Source organism: Polaribacter sp. HA6-7 (genome assembly GCF_055693625.1).
Window position 1 is genome coordinate 1,754,846 of sequence record NZ_CM146338.1, and the last position, 19,387, is coordinate 1,774,232.

At 28.3% G+C, this 19,387-nt stretch carries 15 protein-coding genes and 6 pseudogenes; 9 read left to right on the forward strand and 12 right to left on the reverse strand.

The window, feature by feature from the left end:
- Positions 1–325 precede the first annotated feature (325 nt).
- From ACZ1HD_RS09785 to ACZ1HD_RS09800, 4 genes and pseudogenes are all read left to right on the forward strand, one after another.
- Positions 326–996, forward strand: a pseudogene (locus ACZ1HD_RS09785) (TetR/AcrR family transcriptional regulator).
- Between the two features lies 1 nt (position 997).
- Positions 998–2,664: pseudogene (locus tag ACZ1HD_RS09790) on the forward strand (peptidase domain-containing ABC transporter).
- Between the two features lie 5 nt (positions 2,665–2,669).
- Positions 2,670–4,022 (forward strand): annotated as a pseudogene (locus ACZ1HD_RS09795) (HlyD family secretion protein).
- Positions 4,023–4,026: 4 nt separating this feature from the next.
- Positions 4,027–5,430 (forward strand): TolC family protein, encoded by a 1,404-nt coding sequence (locus tag ACZ1HD_RS09800; RefSeq protein WP_472687334.1) that lies wholly within the window; start codon positions 4,027–4,029, stop codon positions 5,428–5,430.
- Between the two features lie 48 nt (positions 5,431–5,478).
- Here ACZ1HD_RS09800 and ACZ1HD_RS09805 read toward each other — a convergent pair whose 3' ends face one another.
- The 3 genes from ACZ1HD_RS09805 to ACZ1HD_RS09815 are packed head-to-tail and all read right to left on the reverse strand — an operon-like array spanning position 5,479 to position 6,026.
- Positions 5,479–5,628, reverse strand: a complete 150-nt coding sequence (locus ACZ1HD_RS09805; protein WP_472687335.1) for a helix-turn-helix transcriptional regulator — start codon at positions 5,626–5,628, stop codon at positions 5,479–5,481.
- A gap of 1 nt (position 5,629) precedes the next feature.
- Complete coding sequence (locus ACZ1HD_RS09810) at positions 5,630–5,881, reverse strand: hypothetical protein (protein ID WP_472687336.1); 252 nt, start codon at positions 5,879–5,881, stop codon at positions 5,630–5,632.
- Positions 5,853–6,026: a hypothetical protein gene (locus tag ACZ1HD_RS09815; RefSeq protein ID WP_472687337.1), complete on the reverse strand. Its 174-nt coding sequence runs from the start codon at positions 6,024–6,026 to the stop codon at positions 5,853–5,855. Before ACZ1HD_RS09815 ends, ACZ1HD_RS09810 begins: the two co-directional genes overlap by 29 nt.
- Before the next feature lie 169 nt (positions 6,027–6,195).
- Here ACZ1HD_RS09815 and ACZ1HD_RS09820 point away from each other — a divergent pair, with 169 nt between their 5' ends.
- Positions 6,196–6,507 carry a hypothetical protein gene (locus tag ACZ1HD_RS09820; protein ID WP_472687338.1) on the forward strand — a complete coding sequence of 104 codons (312 nt, stop codon included), beginning with the start codon at positions 6,196–6,198 and terminating at the stop codon, positions 6,505–6,507.
- A gap of 119 nt (positions 6,508–6,626) precedes the next feature.
- On the opposite strand, the gene ACZ1HD_RS09825 is transcribed toward ACZ1HD_RS09820, so the two are convergent.
- A complete protein-coding gene (locus ACZ1HD_RS09825) occupies positions 6,627–7,091 on the reverse strand; it encodes a MaoC family dehydratase (protein WP_472687339.1) in 465 nt (154 codons plus the stop codon).
- 294 nt (positions 7,092–7,385) lie between these two features.
- On the opposite strand from ACZ1HD_RS09825, the gene ACZ1HD_RS09830 reads away from it, so the two are divergent.
- Together ACZ1HD_RS09830 and ACZ1HD_RS09835 are read left to right on the forward strand one after the other, a co-directional pair.
- Positions 7,386–8,483 carry a hypothetical protein gene (locus tag ACZ1HD_RS09830; RefSeq protein WP_472687340.1) on the forward strand — a complete coding sequence of 366 codons (1,098 nt, stop codon included), beginning with the start codon at positions 7,386–7,388 and terminating at the stop codon, positions 8,481–8,483.
- A 62-nt stretch (positions 8,484–8,545) separates the two neighbouring features.
- Positions 8,546–10,423 carry a S41 family peptidase gene (locus tag ACZ1HD_RS09835; RefSeq protein WP_472687341.1) on the forward strand — a complete coding sequence of 626 codons (1,878 nt, stop codon included), beginning with the start codon at positions 8,546–8,548 and terminating at the stop codon, positions 10,421–10,423.
- Between the two features lie 35 nt (positions 10,424–10,458).
- Here ACZ1HD_RS09835 and ACZ1HD_RS09840 read toward each other — a convergent pair.
- The 3 genes and pseudogenes from ACZ1HD_RS09840 to ACZ1HD_RS09850 form a co-directional block, all read right to left on the reverse strand.
- A pseudogene (locus ACZ1HD_RS09840) lies at positions 10,459–11,089 on the reverse strand (trimeric intracellular cation channel family protein).
- A gap of 1 nt (position 11,090) precedes the next feature.
- Positions 11,091–12,211, reverse strand: a pseudogene (locus ACZ1HD_RS09845) (DEAD/DEAH box helicase).
- A gap of 30 nt (positions 12,212–12,241) precedes the next feature.
- Positions 12,242–12,637 (reverse strand): acyl-CoA thioesterase, encoded by a 396-nt coding sequence (locus ACZ1HD_RS09850; protein WP_472687342.1) that lies wholly within the window; start codon positions 12,635–12,637, stop codon positions 12,242–12,244.
- A gap of 95 nt (positions 12,638–12,732) precedes the next feature.
- On the opposite strand from ACZ1HD_RS09850, the gene ACZ1HD_RS09855 reads away from it, so the two are divergent.
- Complete coding sequence (locus ACZ1HD_RS09855) at positions 12,733–14,070, forward strand: MATE family efflux transporter (RefSeq protein ID WP_472687343.1); 1,338 nt, start codon at positions 12,733–12,735, stop codon at positions 14,068–14,070.
- Here the strand turns inward: ACZ1HD_RS09855 and ACZ1HD_RS09860 are convergent.
- Complete coding sequence (locus tag ACZ1HD_RS09860; protein WP_340933470.1) at positions 14,062–14,736, reverse strand: DUF2461 domain-containing protein; 675 nt, start codon at positions 14,734–14,736, stop codon at positions 14,062–14,064. The two genes, ACZ1HD_RS09855 and ACZ1HD_RS09860, sit on opposite strands and share 9 nt — an antisense overlap.
- Before the next feature lie 57 nt (positions 14,737–14,793).
- Here ACZ1HD_RS09860 and ACZ1HD_RS09865 point away from each other — a divergent pair, with 57 nt between their 5' ends.
- The gene (locus ACZ1HD_RS09865) at positions 14,794–15,606 is read left to right on the forward strand and encodes a DUF1853 family protein (RefSeq protein WP_472687344.1); all 813 of its coding nucleotides are present in this window, start codon (positions 14,794–14,796) and stop codon (positions 15,604–15,606) included.
- A 44-nt stretch (positions 15,607–15,650) separates the two neighbouring features.
- On the opposite strand, the gene ACZ1HD_RS09870 is transcribed toward ACZ1HD_RS09865, so the two are convergent.
- The 4 genes and pseudogenes from ACZ1HD_RS09870 to ACZ1HD_RS09885 form a co-directional block, all read right to left on the reverse strand.
- Entirely contained in the window at positions 15,651–16,097 is a 447-nt protein-coding gene (locus tag ACZ1HD_RS09870; RefSeq protein ID WP_472687345.1) for a sterol desaturase family protein, read from the reverse strand.
- On the reverse strand, positions 16,097–16,939 hold the full coding sequence (locus ACZ1HD_RS09875) for a phytoene/squalene synthase family protein (RefSeq protein WP_375240425.1): 843 nt from the start codon (positions 16,937–16,939) through the stop codon (positions 16,097–16,099). The genes ACZ1HD_RS09870 and ACZ1HD_RS09875 overlap by 1 nt, the downstream gene beginning before the upstream one ends.
- 4 nt (positions 16,940–16,943) lie before the next feature.
- On the reverse strand, positions 16,944–18,407 hold the full coding sequence (locus ACZ1HD_RS09880; RefSeq protein WP_472687346.1) for a phytoene desaturase family protein: 1,464 nt from the start codon (positions 18,405–18,407) through the stop codon (positions 16,944–16,946).
- A 61-nt stretch (positions 18,408–18,468) separates the two neighbouring features.
- Positions 18,469–19,364, reverse strand: a pseudogene (locus tag ACZ1HD_RS09885) (MerR family transcriptional regulator).
- Positions 19,365–19,387 lie beyond the last annotated feature (23 nt).

Consider the following 19,387-nt stretch of genomic DNA (forward strand, 5'->3'; position numbering starts at 1 on the left):
GATAGCGATACAAAAACTGTATTTATTGCTGAAGCTGGAAACGGCGGAGGAAGAATATTAGCTTTTAATAACATAAATAATGGAGGTAATTTAACACCTTCTTACAATGCCACGTTAGCTTCTGCTTCTGCTGTGTATTTACATAAGGAATAAAAATTATACAAAAACATTTTTGGTTGAATGTTTTATGTTAATGTTGGGCCTTCCGTTAATTCGGAAGGCTTTTTTTGTGTATTAATTTATTGTTAAAAAAACACCAAATTTCAGTAACACTTTCTTTTTTAATAGTAATACTATTATATTTGCAATCTAAAATAGTTTCAGCATGAAAAACTTATTATCAATATTAAAAATTACAGTACCCGATAAGATTTTTATTAAAGATCCGAAACCTCGAACTTAGGTAAAAAAATAATTGAAAATAGTATTCTTCTAATAGACGAAATTGGCTTCGAAAACTTTACCTTTAAAAAACTAGGAACAAAGATACAATCTAATGAAAGTTCTATTTATAGATATTTTGAAAGCAAACATAAATTACTATTGTATTTATCGTCTTGGTATTGGGCTTGGTTAGAATATCAATTAGTTATAGAAACATTTAGCATATCAGACAATGAATTAAAACTAGAAAAAGCAATAGAGGTAATTACTAGAACGGTATCGTTAGACAGTAATTATTCTCATATAAATGAAGCTATTTTATATAAAATAATTGTAAATGAAAGTTCTAAATCTTTCTTAACAAAAGAAGTAGATACAGATAATAAAGAAGGTTATTTTGAAGTCTACAAAAGATTAATAACAAGAATAAAAGAAATGATATTAGCTTTAAAACCAGATTATGAATTTGCACTTAGCCTATCGAGCACAATTTTAGAAGGTGGTTTGCATCAACATTTTTTAAAAGAACATTTTCCGTCTATTACAAATAGTAAAAAAGGTGCCACACCTACTCGTTTCTTTACGCAACTTGTTAAAAACACACTAAAATAAAATGAATACTACAGATAAAATAACACCATGGAGACGTTTTGTGGGACTTTTAAAACTAGAAAAAAAGATATTTTTCAAATTTTCTATTATGCCATATTTGGTGGTGTTGTAGCACTATCATTACCTTTAGGAATACAAGCAATTATTAATTTAATTCAAGGAGCTCAAATATCTACTTCTTGGGTAATTTTAGTTATTGTTGTTACAATTGGCGTTATATTTTCTCGGCGCTTTGCAATTAATGCAATTAAGAATTATAGAAACAATTCAACAAAGAATTTTTACTAGAGCTTCTTTTGAGTTAAGCTATAGGTTTCCTAAAATTAAAATGAATGAGCTACGTAATAATTATCCGCCGTAATTAGCAAATAGATTCTTTGATACATTAACAATACAAAAAGGATTGTCTAAAATATTAATTGATGTACCTACCGCTTTATTACAAATAGTATTTGCTTTAATATTGCTTTCTTTTTATCATCCTTTCTTTATAATTTTTGGCATTCTTTTATTACTTCTAATTTATATCGTTTTTAAATTTACTGCACAAAGAGGTTTAGAAACTAGTTTAAAAGAATCTAAAATTAAATATAAAGTTGCCCACTGGATTCAAGAAGTTGCAAGAACCGTTGTAAGTTTTAAACTATCCGGTAATACAAATTTAGCATTAAAGAAAAATGACGATTTGGTAAGTAAATATTTAGAAGCTAGAGAAAATCACTTTAGAATTTTAATTTTACAATTTAGCCAAATGATAGGCTTTAAAGTTATTGTTACTGCTAGTTTATTATTAATTGGTGGTGCATTAGTTCTTAATCAAGAAATGAATATAGGACAGTTTGTTGTTGCAGAAATTATCATTTTATTGGTAATACAGTCTGTAGAAAAATTAATTGTTGGCTTAGAGTCTTTTTATGATGTACTTACATCCATAGAAAAAATAGGACAAGTTGTTGATAAAGAATTGGAATCGCAAGAAGGTGAAAAACCAATTTTTAAGAAAGGTTTATCTATAGAATTAGACAACGTTTCTTATGAGGTAGAGGATAGAAAAAAACCAATTATTAAAGATATTTCTTTAACTATAAAACCAGAATCTAGAATTCTTGTACACGGAGAAAGTGGCGCTGGTAAATCTAGCCTTTTAAGATTAATTGCTGGTGTAATAGAACCCACAGAAGGTAATATTTATATCAATAATTTATCTTTAAATAGCTTACACCTTAATCATTACAGATCTCAATTAGGTTTATCTCTTTCAGATGAAACACCTTTTGAAGGCTCTATTAGAAATAATTTAGTTTTTGGTAATCAAGAAATTACAGATGACACAATTTTTGAAGCTTTAGATATTGTTGGTTTAAATCAATTTTTAAAAGAACAACCTAACGGATTAGAAACTGTTCTATATCCGAAGGTAAACAAATGTCTTATACAATTGCTAAGAAAATAATTTTAGCAAGATCTATAATAAAAGCGCCAAAAGTAATGATCTTAGAAGATCCATTAGATCAATTTAATCTAGAAGAAACTGTTAAAATAATTAGCTATTTAACAGATGCTAGCAGACCTTGGGCATTAATTGTTGTAAGTAGTAAAAAGAGTTGGAAAACACAATGCAGTCAAATAATAACTCTAGAAAAAGGAGAAATTAAATCTATAAATTAATAATCATGTTAAATATTTCTAACAATCAATTAAATAATAAGGTAGATTTAAAACAATTTAAATCTGGTAAAGATATTTTTACAAAAAACTATTACAAATCTTTAAATAAATTTTTGTTAGCTTTTGCTATTATTGGTTTTATCCTTTTATTTTTACCTTGGACGCAAAACATTACTAGTCAAGGTTTAGTTACCACATTAACTCCGAACAAAGACCACAAAGTATACAATCTCAAATACCTGGAAGAATTGAAGAATGGTTTGTAAAAGAAGGAGATTATGTAAAAAAAGGAGATACTATTTTAAGAATCTCTGAAATTAAAAGTGATTATTTTGACAACCGATTAATCGAAAGAACAAACAATCAAATAAATGCAAAAAATTCTTCTGTAAATGCATATCAACAAAAATCTAATGCTTTACAAAGACAAATAAATGCATTAAAAGACGAGCAAGTTTTAAAAACTGCTCAATCGCAAAACAAACTTTTGCAATCTAAACTTAAAGTACAGAGTGATAGTATCGCTTTACAAGCTGCAAAAACTAATTTATCTATTGCAGAAAAACAGTTTTTAAGAACAGAAACGTTACAAAAAGAAGGTTTAAAAGCCGTTGTAGATGTAGAACAAAAACGTTTGAAACTGCAAGAAACTCAAGCTAAATTAATAGCTCAGCAGAATAAATTATTAGCAAGTAAAAATGATGTGATTAATGCGAAATTAGAATTATCTAGAATTAAAGCAACTTTTACAGATAAAATTTCGAAAGCACAAAGTGATATGTTTACTGCTAGATCTAATGGTTTTGATGCTGAAGCACAAGTCTCTAAATTAGAAAATAGCAATAGCAACTATAAAGTTAGAAATAGTCTGTTATACGTAACTTCTCCACAAAATGGATACATCAACAAAGCTATTAAAGGAGGTATTGGAGGCACTTTTAAAGAAGGTGAATCATTAGTTGGTATTATGCCAGAAAAGTATGATTTAGCCGTAGAGACTTATGTAAAACCAATAGATTTGCCACTTTTACACATAGGTGAAGAAGTAAGAGTTCAGTTTGATGGTTGGCCTGCAATAGTTTTTTCCGGATGGCCAAATGTATCTTATGGCACATATGGTGGTACCGTAGTTGCAATAGAAAACTTTATAAGTGACAACGGTAAATACCGTGTTTTATTGGCACCAGACGAAAGAGAAAATAAATGGCCGAAGCAATTAGGGTTGGCTCGGAGCAAAAACAATCGCATTATTAGAAGATGTGCCAATTTGGTTCGAGTTATGGAGACAGTTAAACAGCTTTCCGCCTAATTACTATCAACCAAATACAAACAAAAGCAAAAAAGAAACTAAAAAGTAAAACAATGAAGAAGTTTTTACTAATACTAACAATGTTATTTTTTTCTACCAATTATGCACAAGAAGAAATTAGCAATCAACTAACTTTATCAGAGTTTTTAAGTTACGTTAAAAATTACCATCCAATAGTAAGACAAGCCAATTTAGTTTTAAATTCTAGTGAAGCTAAATTGTTAAAAGCTAGAGGTGCATTTGACCCCAAGATAGAAGTAGATTTTGACAAAAAACTATTCAAAGAAAAAGAATATTACAACAAATTAAATAGTTCTTTTAAAATACCAACTTGGTACGGAGTAGAATTTAAAGCTAATTTCGAAAAAAATGATGGTTTATTTTTGAATCCAGAAAACAATGTACCACTAGATGGTTTGTACAGTGCAGGTGTTTCTGTATCTTTAGCTAAGGGTTTACTTACTAATAAAAGAATGGCTGCTTTAAAACAAGCAAAATATTATGTAAATCAAGCAAAAGAAGAACAACAAATATTGGTAAATAAAATTCTTTTTGATGCTTCATTAAGTTACTTTAATTGGTTAAAAGCATATAAAGAAAAATTAGTTTTTACTTCTTTCTTAGAAAATGCAAAAATTAGATTTGAAGGAACTAAAAGAGCTTTTCAAGAAGGTGAAAAACCAGCTATAGATACTTTAGAAGCAGGTATAACATTAAACTCAAGAAAATTAAATTTAGAAAAATCTGCAATATACTATACCAAAGCATCTTTAGAATTGTCTAATTTTTTGTGGCTGAATAACAATACACCTATCGAGTTAAAAGAAAATATAATTCCGGATTTAGAAGCAAAAAACTCTGTTGATAAAACATTTAATATAGCCTTATTTAATCAAGAAGATTTCGATATCGAAAATCATCCTAAAATAAAAGCGTTAGACTTTAAGGTGAAAAGTTTAATAGTAGAAAAGCGTTTAAAAAAGAATAATTTACTTCCAAAAATAGATCTTCAGTATAATTTTATTTCTGCGGATGGAAATCAAATTAATTCTTTTAATTCATCGAATTACAAAGCTGGTTTAAATTTTAGTTTTCCAATATTTATCAGAAAAGAAAGAGGTGATTTAAAATTAGCTAAAATAAAATTACAAGATCAACAGTTAGAAGCCAAAACTGCTAAAGTCACCATAAAAAACAAATTGAATAGTTTGTTATTAGAATTAGATTCTTTTGATAATCAAAATAACTTTACAGATGCCATAGTAAGAGATTATAATGTTTTATTAAAAGCAGAAGAAAGAAAGTTTTTCTTAGGAGAAAGCTCTTTATTCTTAGTGAATTATAGAGAAGAAAAATTTATTGATGCTCAGTTAAAAGCTATTAAATTAGAAAACAAGTTCTTTAAAACGAAAGCAAAACTATTTAAAGAAGCAGTTTTTACTATTAACGACGACTAATCTGATTCTTCTAACGTAAAAAATTCATTTACAGGTATCTTAAACACTTTAGACAACTTTAAAGACAAAACTGTAGAAGGCAACATACCTATTTTTTTCTATAGAGTTTATAGTTTGCCTAGAAACACCAATTGCTTTTGCTAAATCGTCTTGAGTTAAATTTAAAATAGCTCTTTGTACTTTTAAAGTGTTTTTCATGTTATCTATTTAGTCTTTTTAACTGCCAAAAAATCATTAGTTGCACAACTAACATATAAAATAACACTTCAAAATAAGTAAAGCCTACTAATTTTTCATCAGCATTAAAAAGTTTACCCACACCATAATTAATGATTGGTTGCAGTAAAGAGTATAAAATTGCTAAAACAAAAGCTATTCTGTATGATTGTGCTCTTAAAGTTTCTATAAACTCATCTTCTTCCCTATCTTTTGATATAGAAATTAGCAACATACCAACCAAAAGTAAACCGAGATAACAACGGTTTTACCCAAATTGGTTCGTCAAAAAACTTTTTGGCAATCATCAATCCAAAAATAAAAAAGGTAGCATAATAACCAATCTTTTTAAATTTATTTGACAATTGAAATTTATTCATTTTTTCAATATAACTTCTTTCTCGTTCACAAACAGACATTTTCGACATAACAAAACTATTTTACAATTAGACAAATAAACTTTATATAATATCAAATATACTTTACATTTTATAATTTTACAAATATTTTTAAGTATATTTAAAAATCAATCAACTAAACTTTTTTTAAATGACTACAAATTCGAATAAACCTAGTAAAGCTTTTTGGATAATTGGTATACTTGCTTTGTTATGGAATTTAATGGGTGCAAGCGCTTATTTGTTTCAAACATTAGCTACAGATGAAATGATTGCAAATATGCCACCGGAACAGCAAGCAGAAATGATGATAGAACATCCGGCATGGTTAACTGCATTATTTGCATTAGCTGTGTTTGGCGGAGTTATAGGTTGTATTTTTTTCTTGCTAAAAAGAAATTTTCTTATTATTTGTTTCTTTTATCAGGAATTTGTGCAACAATACAACAGGTTTATATTTTAATAGATATCGATTTAAGCATGTACGTTATGCCAATATTGGTAATTTTAGTTTGCCTATTTTTAATTTGGTATTCTAAAAAATGTATTGCAGACGGAATTCTAAAATAATTAGTATAAATGCTATTCAAAAAAAGCAGCTATAAATTCTGCCACACAAGCTGGTTTTTCTTGTCCTTTAATTTCTATTGTGCAAGAAAAAGTAGCTTTTATACCATTTTCACATAAACTTTCTGTTTTCTTTAATTTTGAAACCATTCTTAACTTGCTGTTTACAAGAACAGGGTTCGGAAAGCGAACTTTATTCAATCCGTAGTTTAAACCCATTTTTAAACTTTTAATAGTAAAAATGTTTTCTAACAATTTAGAAATCATAGAAACAGACATAAAACCATGGGCAATTGTGCATTTGTAAGGGCTTTCTTTTAAAGCTCTTTCTTCATCTACATGAATCCATTGTTTATCTAAAGTGGCATTAGCAAAATCATCAATCATTTTTTGAGTTACTGTATACCATTCGCCAACTGGCAAATCTTTACCTTCTAAACTTATAAACTCACTTAACGTATTTAATATTAATGGCTTCATTATATCTAATTTAAATGTTAAAAAATCAACTTCTAATTTAACAAAATAAACAAGTACTAAACTATATCAAATTATTAATTTAGAAAAAATTTTAAAACCATGAAACAACTAACCTATTTCCTCATTTTATTTACGTGTATTTTAAGTGCACAAACAAATCCAAAATGGCTAAGACATTCTAGTATCTCACCGAGACGGATCTAAGATTGCTTTTACTTATAAAGGTGATTTATATACTGTAGCAAGTTCGGCGGAACCGCAAAACAACTTACTTTTCATAGTGCGCATGATTTTATGGCAACTTGGAACAAAGATGGATCTAAAATTGCTTTCGCATCTAATAGGTATGGTAATTTTGATGTTTTTGTAATGAATGCAAACGGAGGAACCGCAAAAAGATTAACTTTTCATTCAAATAACGAAACTCCGTATAGCTTTACATCAGACAATAAAAATGTAGTTTTTGGTGCTTTAAGACAAGATGATGTTCGTCACAGACAATATCCGCACGGTTCTCAAACAGAACTTTACACTGTACCAGTAAAAGCTGGTAAAGTACAGCAATTGTTAACCATTCCTGCAGAATACACACAATTTTCTAAAGATGGTAAAACAATGCTTTATCAAGATAAAAAAGGAGGCGAAAACGAATGGAGAAAACATCACACATCTTCTATTACCAGAGATATTTGGATATATAACACCAAAACTCAAAAGCATAAAATGATTACTACAAATACTGCAGAAGATAGACAACCTGTTTTTTCTTCGGATGAAAAAAGCTTGTATTTTTTAAGTGAAAGAAACGGAACCTTTAATGTATTTAAGTCTAATTTAGAAAGCGGAGCTTCTGCAGAACAAATTACAAACTTTAAAACTCATCCTGTACGTTTTTTAAGTATTGCTAATGATATGCTTTCATTTGGTTATGATGGTGAAATTTATACATTAAAAGAAGGTGAAAAACCTAAAAAAGTTGCCATAACAATTACTACTCAAGATAAAGAAAATACAGATAAATATGTTTCTGTAAATGGCGGGATTAACGAAATGGCTGTTTCACCAAATGGTAAAGAAATTGCTTTTATTGCTCGTGGTGAAGTGTTTGTTACTTCTGTAGATAAAACTTTTACAAAAAGATTAACCAACACACCAGAAAACGAACGTTTTGTAAATTGGAGTTCTGATGGAAAATCTGTAATATATTCTAGTGAAAGAAATGGAAAATGGAGCGTTTTTAAAACTGAAAAACAACGTAAGGAAGAACCTTTCTTTTACGCAGCTACACTTGTTAAAGAAAGTGCTTTAATAAATAATAAAAAAGACAATTATTTAGCACAATACTCACCGGACGGAAAAAAATTGCTTTTATTGAAGGAAGAAGAACTTTAAAAATTTTAGACGTAAAATCTAAGAAAGAAGTAACTCTTTTAACTCCTAAAGATTTATTTCACATGAGAGATGGCGACAAGAATTTTACTTGGAGTCCTGATAGTAAATGGCTACTTGTAGATTGGTCTAAAACCTTAAACAATGGTGAAATTTTATTAATGGCCGCAGACGGTTCTAAACGTGTAAATTTAAACGAAAGTGGTTATTACGATTCGAATCCTAAATGGGTAAATAATGGTAAACAAATGATTTGGTTTAGCAACAGAAACGGATTAAAATCTTACGCAACAAGTGGTAGTTCTCAAAGCGATGTTTATAGCATGTTTTTTACACAAGATGCTTGGGATGAGTTTAATCTTAGTGATGAGGATTATAAACTAATGAAAGCGATTAAAGAGGAAGAAAAGAAAAACTCTAGCAAGAATAAAGAAAAAGATACGAAGAAAAAAGATGCCGATAAAAAAGACAAAAAAGAAGTTAAACCTTTACAGTTCGATTGGGATAATTTACAAGATAGAACTAAGAGATTAACAATTCATTCTTCTCGTTTAGGTGATGCTGTACTTTCTAAAGATGGCGATAAACTTTATTATTTATCAAGTTTTGAAGGTCGTTCTAATTTATGGACTACAAATTTAAGAACCAGAGCTACAAAAATGCTAATGAAATTAAATGTTGGTTACGGTAGTTTAACTTGGGATAAAGAAATGAAAAATCTGTATTTACTTAGCAGCGGTAGAATCACAAAATTAAATCCAAGTACAAATAAACAAAAACCAGTTAGCATTAAAGCGGAAATAGAGTTTGATAAAATTGCAGAAAAGCAAGCAATGTTTGATCATGTTTGGCTAAGGACAAACGCCGTTTTTTATCATTCGAATTTTCATGGAAAAGACTGGAAAAAATTAAAAAAAGAATATCAGAAATACATCCCATATATTGGTAATGAATTTGAGTTTTCTGAAATGTTATCAGAGTTATTAGGAGAATTAAATGTATCACATTCTGGTGCTGGTTTTAGAGGAGGAAATGTTAAAAATGCAGATGCTACAGCTTCTTTAGGTATTTTTATGAACCATAATTTTAAAGAAGACGGTATTTTAATTGATGAAGTTATTAAAGGCGGTCCTTTAGACAAAGCTAAATTTAATATTAAAGCTGGCATGATTATTAAAAAAATTAATGGCGATTTAATTGACAAAAATACAGATGTTGCCAAATATTTAAATCGTGCAGCAAATAAATTTATGCTGTTAGAAATAGAAAATCCATCAACAAAAAAGTCACAAACAATTACAGTTAAACCTATCACATTAGGACAAGAAAACAGATTATTATACAAAAGATGGGTAAAAATAAATGAGAAACAAGTAGAAAAAGAAAGTAATGGCCAATTAGGCTATGTTCATATTCCTGGTATGAGTGACGGACCTTATAGAAGTATTTACCAAGACATGATGGGTAAATATATAGATAAAAAAGGTGTAATAATCGATACTCGATTTAACGGTGGTGGAGATTTAGTTGCAGATTTAGCAATGTTTTTTACGGGTGTACCATTTTTAACTTATGAAACAGAGGCTAAAGTTGTTGGCGGAGAACCAACTTCGAGATGGACAAAACCAACTTTATCTATATTTAATGAAAGTATGTATTCAGACGGACATTGTTATGCTTACGGTTATACAGATTTAAAAATTGGTAAAACTGTGGGTATGCCAGTTCCAGGAACTTGTAGTTTTGCAGGATGGGAAACGTTACCTAATGGCAGTTATTGGGGAATTGTACCTGTTTCAGCTAAAAATAAAGCTGGAGAATGGATGGAAAACAACCAAACAGAACCTACAATAAAAGTAAAAAATATGCCAGGTAAAATAGATAATGGCATCGATGAGCAATTAATTATATCTATTCGAGAATTATTAAAAGATGTAAACTAGAAGTAAAAAAATGCGAAGAGAAATCTTCGCATTTTTTATTTAAGTTTACCAAAAAGATCGTCTTTAATTCTAGGTAATTGTAAATGATATTTTACAGAAATTGCCCGTATAGTTATAACCACCAAAGCCGCAATTATAAAAATAAATTTCTCTCGGTAAAATTGAGAATTTAAAAAGTAATAAATAAATTATTCCGCCAGCTAAACAAGCAGAAGCGTAAATTTCTTTTTCAAAAATTAAAGGTACTTTATTTGTTAAAACATCTCTTAAAACACCTCCAAACACAGCAGATATCATTCCCATAATTAAAGCAATTATTGGGTGTAAATTAAAAGAAAGTCCTTTTTGTAAACCTAACAAAGTAAAAACACTAATACCAATGGTATCAAATAAAAACATGGTTCTACTTAAAAATGCTATTTTACTTTTAAACAAAAATGTAAATACAACAGCAGTAAAAATTACATACAAATAATTTAGATCTGCAATCCAATTTATAGGATGTGCATTTATTAAAACATCTCTTAACATTCCGCCACCTACCGCGGTTACAAAAGCAATTATAATTACACCAAATAAATCGAACTTTTTATCAGAAGCTACTAAGGCACCACTTACCGCAAAAGCAAAAGTTCCTAAAATATCTAGTACATAAACAACATCCATTTTAAACGCTAACTTCTGTAAATTTGATGTTTAATTCTTTTTGAATTTGATGCACTTTATCTAATTCATTAGAAAGAATAAAAGCCAAAGAAGTACCAGTATTTCCTGCTCTTGCGGTTCTACCACTTCTATGTGTATAATATTCTAATTGTTCTGGTAATTGATGATGAATTACAAATTCTAAACCACTAACATCGATACCACGAGCAGAAACATCTGTAGAAACTAAATATTGTAAATTTTCTTTTTTGAAAGCACGCATAACTTTATCACGCTCTTTTTGTTGCATATCACCTTCTAAAGCGCCTGCAGAAAAACCTTCTTCTATTAAAAAATTTGCAAGATTTTGCGCACCTGCTTTAGTTCTACAAAATATAATACCTCTTTGCGTACCTCTTTTTCTAAAAACGTAACAATATCATCTGCTTTCGTTTTTAAAGTAGTTTTTACAAATTGATGTCTAATATTTGCATTTACCAAAGCATTTTTATTGACTTCGATTCTTGGCGCATTAGCATCCATGTAAGTTTTAATAATACGCTTAATTTCTTCCGGCATCGTTGCAGAAAACAACCAAGTATTACGATTACTTTGAGAAGAGAATTTTAAAATTCTATTTAAATCTTGCTTAAAACCCATGCTCAACATTTCATCAGCCTCATCTAAAACAACTGTTTTTACATGACTAATATCAATATCTCCTCTTTCTATTAAATCGATTAATCTACCAGGTGTAGCAACTACAATATGAGTAGTTCTTTTTAGATTATTGATTTGTCTGTCAATTTTTTCTCCACCAAAAACAGCTTCAACAAAAATTTTATCTTCATTAAATTTCGTAAACTTAAAAAGTTGCTTTTTAATTTGCTGAACCAATTCTCTAGTTGGTGACAAAATTAACGTTTGAATATGATCAGATTTAGCATCAATATGGTGTAAAATAGGCAATCCAAAAGCTGCAGTTTTACCCGTACCAGTTTGCGCTAAACCAATAAAATCTGTTTTCGATTTTATTAATACAGGAATTGCTTTTTCTTGAATTTCTGTTGGTTTAGAAATACCTAATTCTTTAATCGATTTTATATATGAAGGTTTGATACCTAATTCTGAAAATGATGCCATTTTGTCTCTAAATTTTGTGCAAAGATACTTTTATTTAACAGGTTGTAATACTTTTAGAACATTTTCTCTAATTCTAGAAGGTTTATAGCTTTTAGCATCTAACATTCCCCAAACAGTTTTAGCTTTTACAAGTAAAATATTATTTTTATAAAACTCCATTAAACGTTCAGATTTAAAACCTTTGGTTTCACCAACCCAAGTTTTAACAGTAATTACGTCTCCAATTACAGCTTGTTTTAAATATTCAATTTCGTGCTTAATTACAACCCAAACATATTCCGGTAAAGGATTGTTTCTAGTTAAATATGCCCAATGTTCAAAAGCAACTTTATCCATCCATTCTACATAAACCACATTATTTACATGGTTTAAATCATCAATATCATTAGAAGTTACTGTAATATTTAATTCAAAAATATCTTTCATTTATTAATTTTCTACAAAACTAAAACATTAATAATTCTATAACAATAAAAGTGGTTTCATTTTCTATTTAAATACCGTAATTTGCAACTTCTTCTATGAATAAACTTGCAAACAAATTAGGTACAGAAAAAATTAGCAAATTGCTTTTAAAACAAGCAGTTCCTGCAACTATTGGTATTTTAGTAATGTCTTTAAACATGATTGTTGATACTATTTTTGTAGGACAATGGATTGGTGTTTTAGCTATTGCAGCAATAACTGTAGTTTTACCAATTGCTTTTTTAATTTCTTCTATCGGAATGGGAATCGGTATTGGAGGAAGTTCAATCATTTCGAGAGCTTTAGGCGCTAATAATACCGAAAAGGCTTTTTTAACCTTCGGAAATCAAATTTGTTTAACAGTAATTTTAGCGATACTATTTGTAGTTTTAGGAAATGTTTTTAGCATTCCTATTTTAGATTTATTCGGTGCTAAAGGTGAAATTTTACCAATTGCATCAGAATATTTTAGTGTTATTATTTACGGTGTTCCTTTTTTAGCATTTGCAATGATGGGAAATCCAACCATTCGTGCTGAAGGAAAACCAAAATTTGCAATGTATGCAATGATGGTGCCTGCAGTTTTAAATGTTGTTTTAGATATTTTATTTATAAAATATTTTAATTGGGGAATGTGGGGTGCTGGTTTAGCAACATCGCTTTCTTATGCTAGTTGTGGTTTGTATATTTTGTATTTCTTTTTATCATCTAAAAGTGAATTAAAAATTATACCAAAAAACTTTAAACTTAATTTTAATATTGTAAAAGAAATTGCACAATTAGGTAGTATTTCTATTGTAAGACAAGGTGCAGTAAGTATTTTAATGATTGTTTTAAACTACTCTCTTTTTACCTATGGTGATGAAATTTCGATTGCTGTTTTTGGGATTATTAATAGAGTGATGATGTTTGCCTTCTCTCCTATTTTAGGTGTTTCACAAGGTTTTTTACCTGTAGCTGGATTTAATATTGGAGCAGAAAAAAACGAAAGAGTTAAAGAAACCATTAAAAAATCTATTTATTTTGGATCAATTATTGGAACCATCATATTTATAGCAGTTGCAACTTTTAAAGAGCAAATAATTTGGATATTTACTAACGATGCTACACTTTTAGACAAAACACCCAATTCAATGCTAATTGTATTTTTAGTAACACCGGTTGTGGCGATGCAATTGATAGGTTCTGCCTACTTTCAAGCAGCTGGTAAAGCAATGCCAGCATTATTTCTTACGCTATTAAAACAAGGAATTTTCTTAATTCCGCTAGCGTATATCTTACCAAAATATTATGGTGTTCTTGGGGTTTGGTGGTCTTTTCCGATTGCCGATTTATTATCAACGATAATAACTGTTATAGTTTTAAAAAGAGAAATAGATAAAAATCTACAATAACGATTCTCCGTTTAAATTAGTAGTTAAAATATCGCTAAACAAGTTAAAAAACGGTCGTAAAGCTTTAAAACTTTTATCTACTTCTTCTATAAAATTTGGCGCTAATACTTCTGTATCTGTAAAATTTCTTGTGGCAATAAAACCTTTTTTCCTTAAAAGATTTACATCTGGATGCTCTTTATCAAAACCTCTTGGAGCCGTTTTTAATTCAGAAAAACTACCAAATTCTTTTCCAAAATATTTTTGATAATTTTTATCCTTTAAAATATCTTTTATTTCTGATGCATCTAACTCTATTTCTTTACGAATTCTAAATAAATCTTCTTTATTTGGCTCCCAAAACCCGCCAGCTAAAAAAGATTCTCCTGGTCTTATTCTCAAAAAATAACCACCTCTTAATTCTTTACCTAATCTAGAAAAAGAATTTGCAAAATGGGCTTTATACGGTGTTTTATCTTTAGAAAAACGAACATCTCTATAAATACGCATCATTTTTGATTTCTCAATATCATCATGCTTTTGTAGGTTTAAATGTACTTCTTCAAAAAAAGCTTTTGCCTTTTTTTGCTCTAAAACATAAGTTTCTTTATGTTCTGCAAACCAATCTCTATTATTGTTTTTTTGTAAGTCTTTTAAAAATTTTAAAGTAGATTTTTCGATTTGCATTTTATAGATCTTTTAAAGTATAAATTTACAAAATAGATTTGTAACTTCGAATTTGATATGCATCAAAAAAAAGATATTCAGAAAAGATTCGACGGATTTTTACAGACTCATAATCTGTGGAAAAATAACGCTGTTTTTAATTTAAATCAGTTTGAAACACCTTATAAATCATCAAAAATTGATATTGAAATTGATGAAAAATTAAGATTAGGGAAATACATAGAGCGTTTTGTTTCTTTTGAATTATCTCAAAACAAATCCATAGAAATTTTAGCCGAAAACATACAAATTCAAAGAAATAAAATTACACTTGGCGAGTTAGATTGTCTGTTATTAAAGAACAACTCTCCTATACATTTAGAAATTATTTATAAATTTTATCTTTTTGATGATAAAATTGGTGATACTGAAATTGAGCATTTTATTGGGCCAAACAGAAAAGATGCTCTAATAGAAAAACTAACAAAACTTAAAGGTAAACAACTGCCAATTTTGTTCGCAAAAGAATGTGAAAATCTACTTGATAACTTAGGAATTTCTTTAAAAGATATCTCGCAACAAATTTATTTTAAAGCACAATTATTTGTGCCGATAAATAAAAAGAACATTAATTTAAGTGTATTAAATAACAATTGTATAGTTGGTTTTTATTGTAATTTAAAAGATTTAAGTCAGTTTCTTACCTGTAAATTTTATATACCAATAAAAAAAGATTGGTTAATTATTCCGCATAAAAATGTGAATTGGTTACAATTCTCAGACTTTCAAAATGAAGTTACATCTATTTTAAAAAGACAATTTTCTCCTTTATGTTGGTTGAAAAAAGAAAACGGAGAAATTGAGAAATTTTTTCTTGTTTGGTGGACATAAAAAAACTGAATAAAATTAATTATTCAGTTTTATTTTATAAGTAATTAAACTTTGGGCTTTTTAAAATATTTTAAAGGTACAAAGAGCATCCCAAAACATTGGCTATCTTCTTTCCCCATGTTTTTATGATGTATTTTATGAGCTTTTCTTAGTCCTCTTAAATAGTTGTTATTGGTATTTTTAAACCATTTAAATCTTTGATGTATTAAAACATCGTGCACCAAAAAATACGCTAAACCATAAAATAAAATACCTAAACCAATAAAAAATAAATAGGTATGTTCTGTATAAGTTCCAAAATAAAATAACGCAATACTTGGTATAGCAAATACTACAAAAAAAACGTCATTTTTTTCAAATCCGCTATATTTTGGTTGATGATGATCTTCATGTAAAAACCAACCAAAACCATGCATTACATATTTGTGTGTACACCAAGTTACACATTCCATTATTAAAAAAACCGCTAATGTTATAAGGGCATAAATCATTAAATAATATTTAATTTATATTTTACGTAACTTCTTGCTAACAAATTAATTTTCATAGGATTAGAAATTCTAATTCTAGAATCCATAATCTGTTCTGATGGCACCATTTTTAACTTTTTTAGTAACCTTCTGTAATATCTGTAAGCTGTATAAACTCCGAATTTTGCTTCAACCGGTAATTTTAAAATTCCGTTGCTGTATGCATATTCAAAATCAGCTTCAATTTCATCAATAATTATTTGTTTAGAAGATGCATCTAATTTTCCTAAGTCAATATTTGGAAAATAAGAACGGTTTAAAGTCTCAAAATCATCTTTTAAATCTCGTAAAAAATTTACTTTTTGAAACGCAGACCCCAAACGCATTGCAGCATCTTTTAATTCTTCGTATTTTTTATCATCTCCATCAACAAAAACTTTTAAACACATTAAACCAACTACATCTGCAGAACCATAAATATATTCGTCATACTCTTGTTTTGTATTATAAGTAGTTTTGTGTAAATCCGCTTTCATGCTTTTTAGAAAGGCTTGCACCATTTCATCCGGAATTTTATATTTCTTTATGGTACGCTGAAAAGAATTTAAAATAGGATTTAAACTAATACCATGCTCTTTAGAAAGATAATAATCTCTTTCAAAATGTTGCATTAAATGTTCTTTATCATAATCATGAAAAGAATCTACAATTTCATCTGCAAAACGCACAAAGCCGTAAATATTATAAATATCTTCTCTAATTTTTGGCGATAACATATTAACCGCAAGAGAAAATGATGTACTATATTTTTTAGTAACTAATTTGCTACAATCATTAGAAACACTATCAAATAATTCTTTCATTTTATTATTGGTTTTTAATTATTAGTTCTGTTGCAATCTTTCCAGAAATTAAAGCTGGTGGCACACCTGGTCCCGGAACTGTTAATTGCCCTGTAAAATACAAATTTTTAACTTTACCACTCTTAATTTTTGGTCTTAAAAATGCAGTTTGCAATAACGTATTCGCCATTCCGTATGCATTACCTTTATAAGAATTGTATTCTTGCTTAAAATCTTTAACACAAAAAGACCTTTTAAACAATACGTGTTTTTTAACTTCTTGGTTTGTTAAAGTCTCAAATCTATCTAAAATTTTATGAAAATATTCTTCTCTTAAAGCCTCAGTATCTTCTATTCCGGGTGCTAAAGGAATTAGAAAAAAACCTGCTTCTTTACCTTCTGGCGCAGAAGTTTTATCTGTAATAGATGTAAAATTTGCATAAAACAATGGATCTGAAGGCCATTTAGGATTATCATAAATTTCTTTTGCATGTAATTCAAAATCAGTATCAAAAAATAATGTATGATGACTTACATTTTCTATTTTCTTATCGAAACCTACATAAAAAAGCAAAGACGAAGGCGCAAAAGTTTTCTTACTCCAGTATTTTTCTGAATACTGTTTTTCATCTTCATTTAATAAAGTTTCTGTATGATGATAATCTGCACCACTCAATACTAAATCTGTATCAATTTTTTGGCCATTTACAACTAAACCAGCAACTTCATTATTACTATTTGTAACAATTTTATCTACATTAGCATTTACTTTAAACTCTACGCCTAAACTAGTTGCTAAAGCGACCATTCCTTCAACTACTTTATACATTCCTCCTCTTGGATGCCAAGTACCTAAACCAAAATCTGCATAATTCATAAAATTATAAAAAGCAGGTGTATCGCTAGGTTTTGCACCTAAAAACAACACAGGAAATTCTAATATTTTTATGAGTTTTTTACTCTTTATATTCTTTCTGACTTGTTTAGATATGGTAGAAAAAAATTGAGAAACTCTAGTAACAGTTTTTGTTGTTACCAATTCTAAAGGAGAAACACCAGGTTTATAAACTAGATCTTTTATTGCTGTATCATAATTTGATTTTGCAGAACTTATAAAACTTTTTAAATGCTTTGCACTACCAGCCTCTTCGTTCTCAAACATTTGATAAATCTCTTCTAAATTTTCAGAAATTTTTAACGATGAGTTTTCTCCGAAATATACTTCATAGCCAGGATTTAATTTATCCAAAACATAATAATCTGATGCTTTTTTACCAAAATCTGCAAAAAACCTTTCAAAAACATCTGGCATCCAGTACCAAGACGGACCTAAATCAAAAGTAAAACCGTCTTTTTTAAATTGTCTTGCTCTACCACCTAAAGTATCATTTTTTTCTAATACTGTAACCTTATATCCTTCTTTAGCTAAATAACAAGAAGCTGATAAAGCAGAAAAACCAGAACCAATAATATATATATTTTTGCTCATATTTAATTTTGTTTAACAAATATATATAATTATTAAACATTTTATTTATTTAATGTAAATTTTATATTTGTTTTAACACATCTGTAACAGTATCAAAAAATGATACATTAAAGTTATAGGTATTATGTTTTATTAAATTTGTTTTTCTTCCTATTGCAATAAAATCGTGATGTGTGTTTTGTAAAATTTCTTCAATTTCATTAAAATAGTCTTCCACTTTATCTTCATAAGGCTGCACTGTTAATGAAGTTACAAAACAAAGTTTAGTATTGTGTTTAAAGAAATAATTAAGATTGTTTAGAGGTAAATTTTGCCCCAAATAAATCGTATTATATCCTTTAAGAACTAATTCATAATTTAAATATAATAAACCTAATTCATGAATTTCGTTTTCTCGGAAGAAATAATACAAAAACTTTATCTGAAGCTGTATTTTGCTGTTCTAAATTTTCTGTTTTTATGTGAATTTTTTGAGAAATTAAATTCGATATAAAATGTTCATGCGCTGGCAACACAGTATCTGTTTGCCATAATAAACCTATATAATTTAAAAACGGAATAAAAACATCTTTAAAAATGTCTTTAAAAGATTTAACCTCTAATAATCTATTGTAAGTTTCATTAAATAAAACTTTATCAAATTGAAGCATCGATAACTTAAATGCATTAATTGCTTCGTCGTTTAAACCTTCTTTAAAAGCTACTTCTCTAGAATTTTCAAAAATTTCTTCATCAGTCATTTTTGCTATTTTAGATATTTTAAAGTTGTTTTTAGATAGTAAAACAACATTTAATAGCTTTTGTAAATTCTTATGAGAATAATATCTTATGTTGGTATTTGTTCTTTGTGGTTCTAGCAAATTATACCTTTTTTCCCAAATACGTATAGTATGTGCTTTTATACCGAGATATATTTTCTAGGTCCTTAATCGTAAAATCTTGCTTAATATTGTTCAATGTTTCTCGTTTATTATTCAACA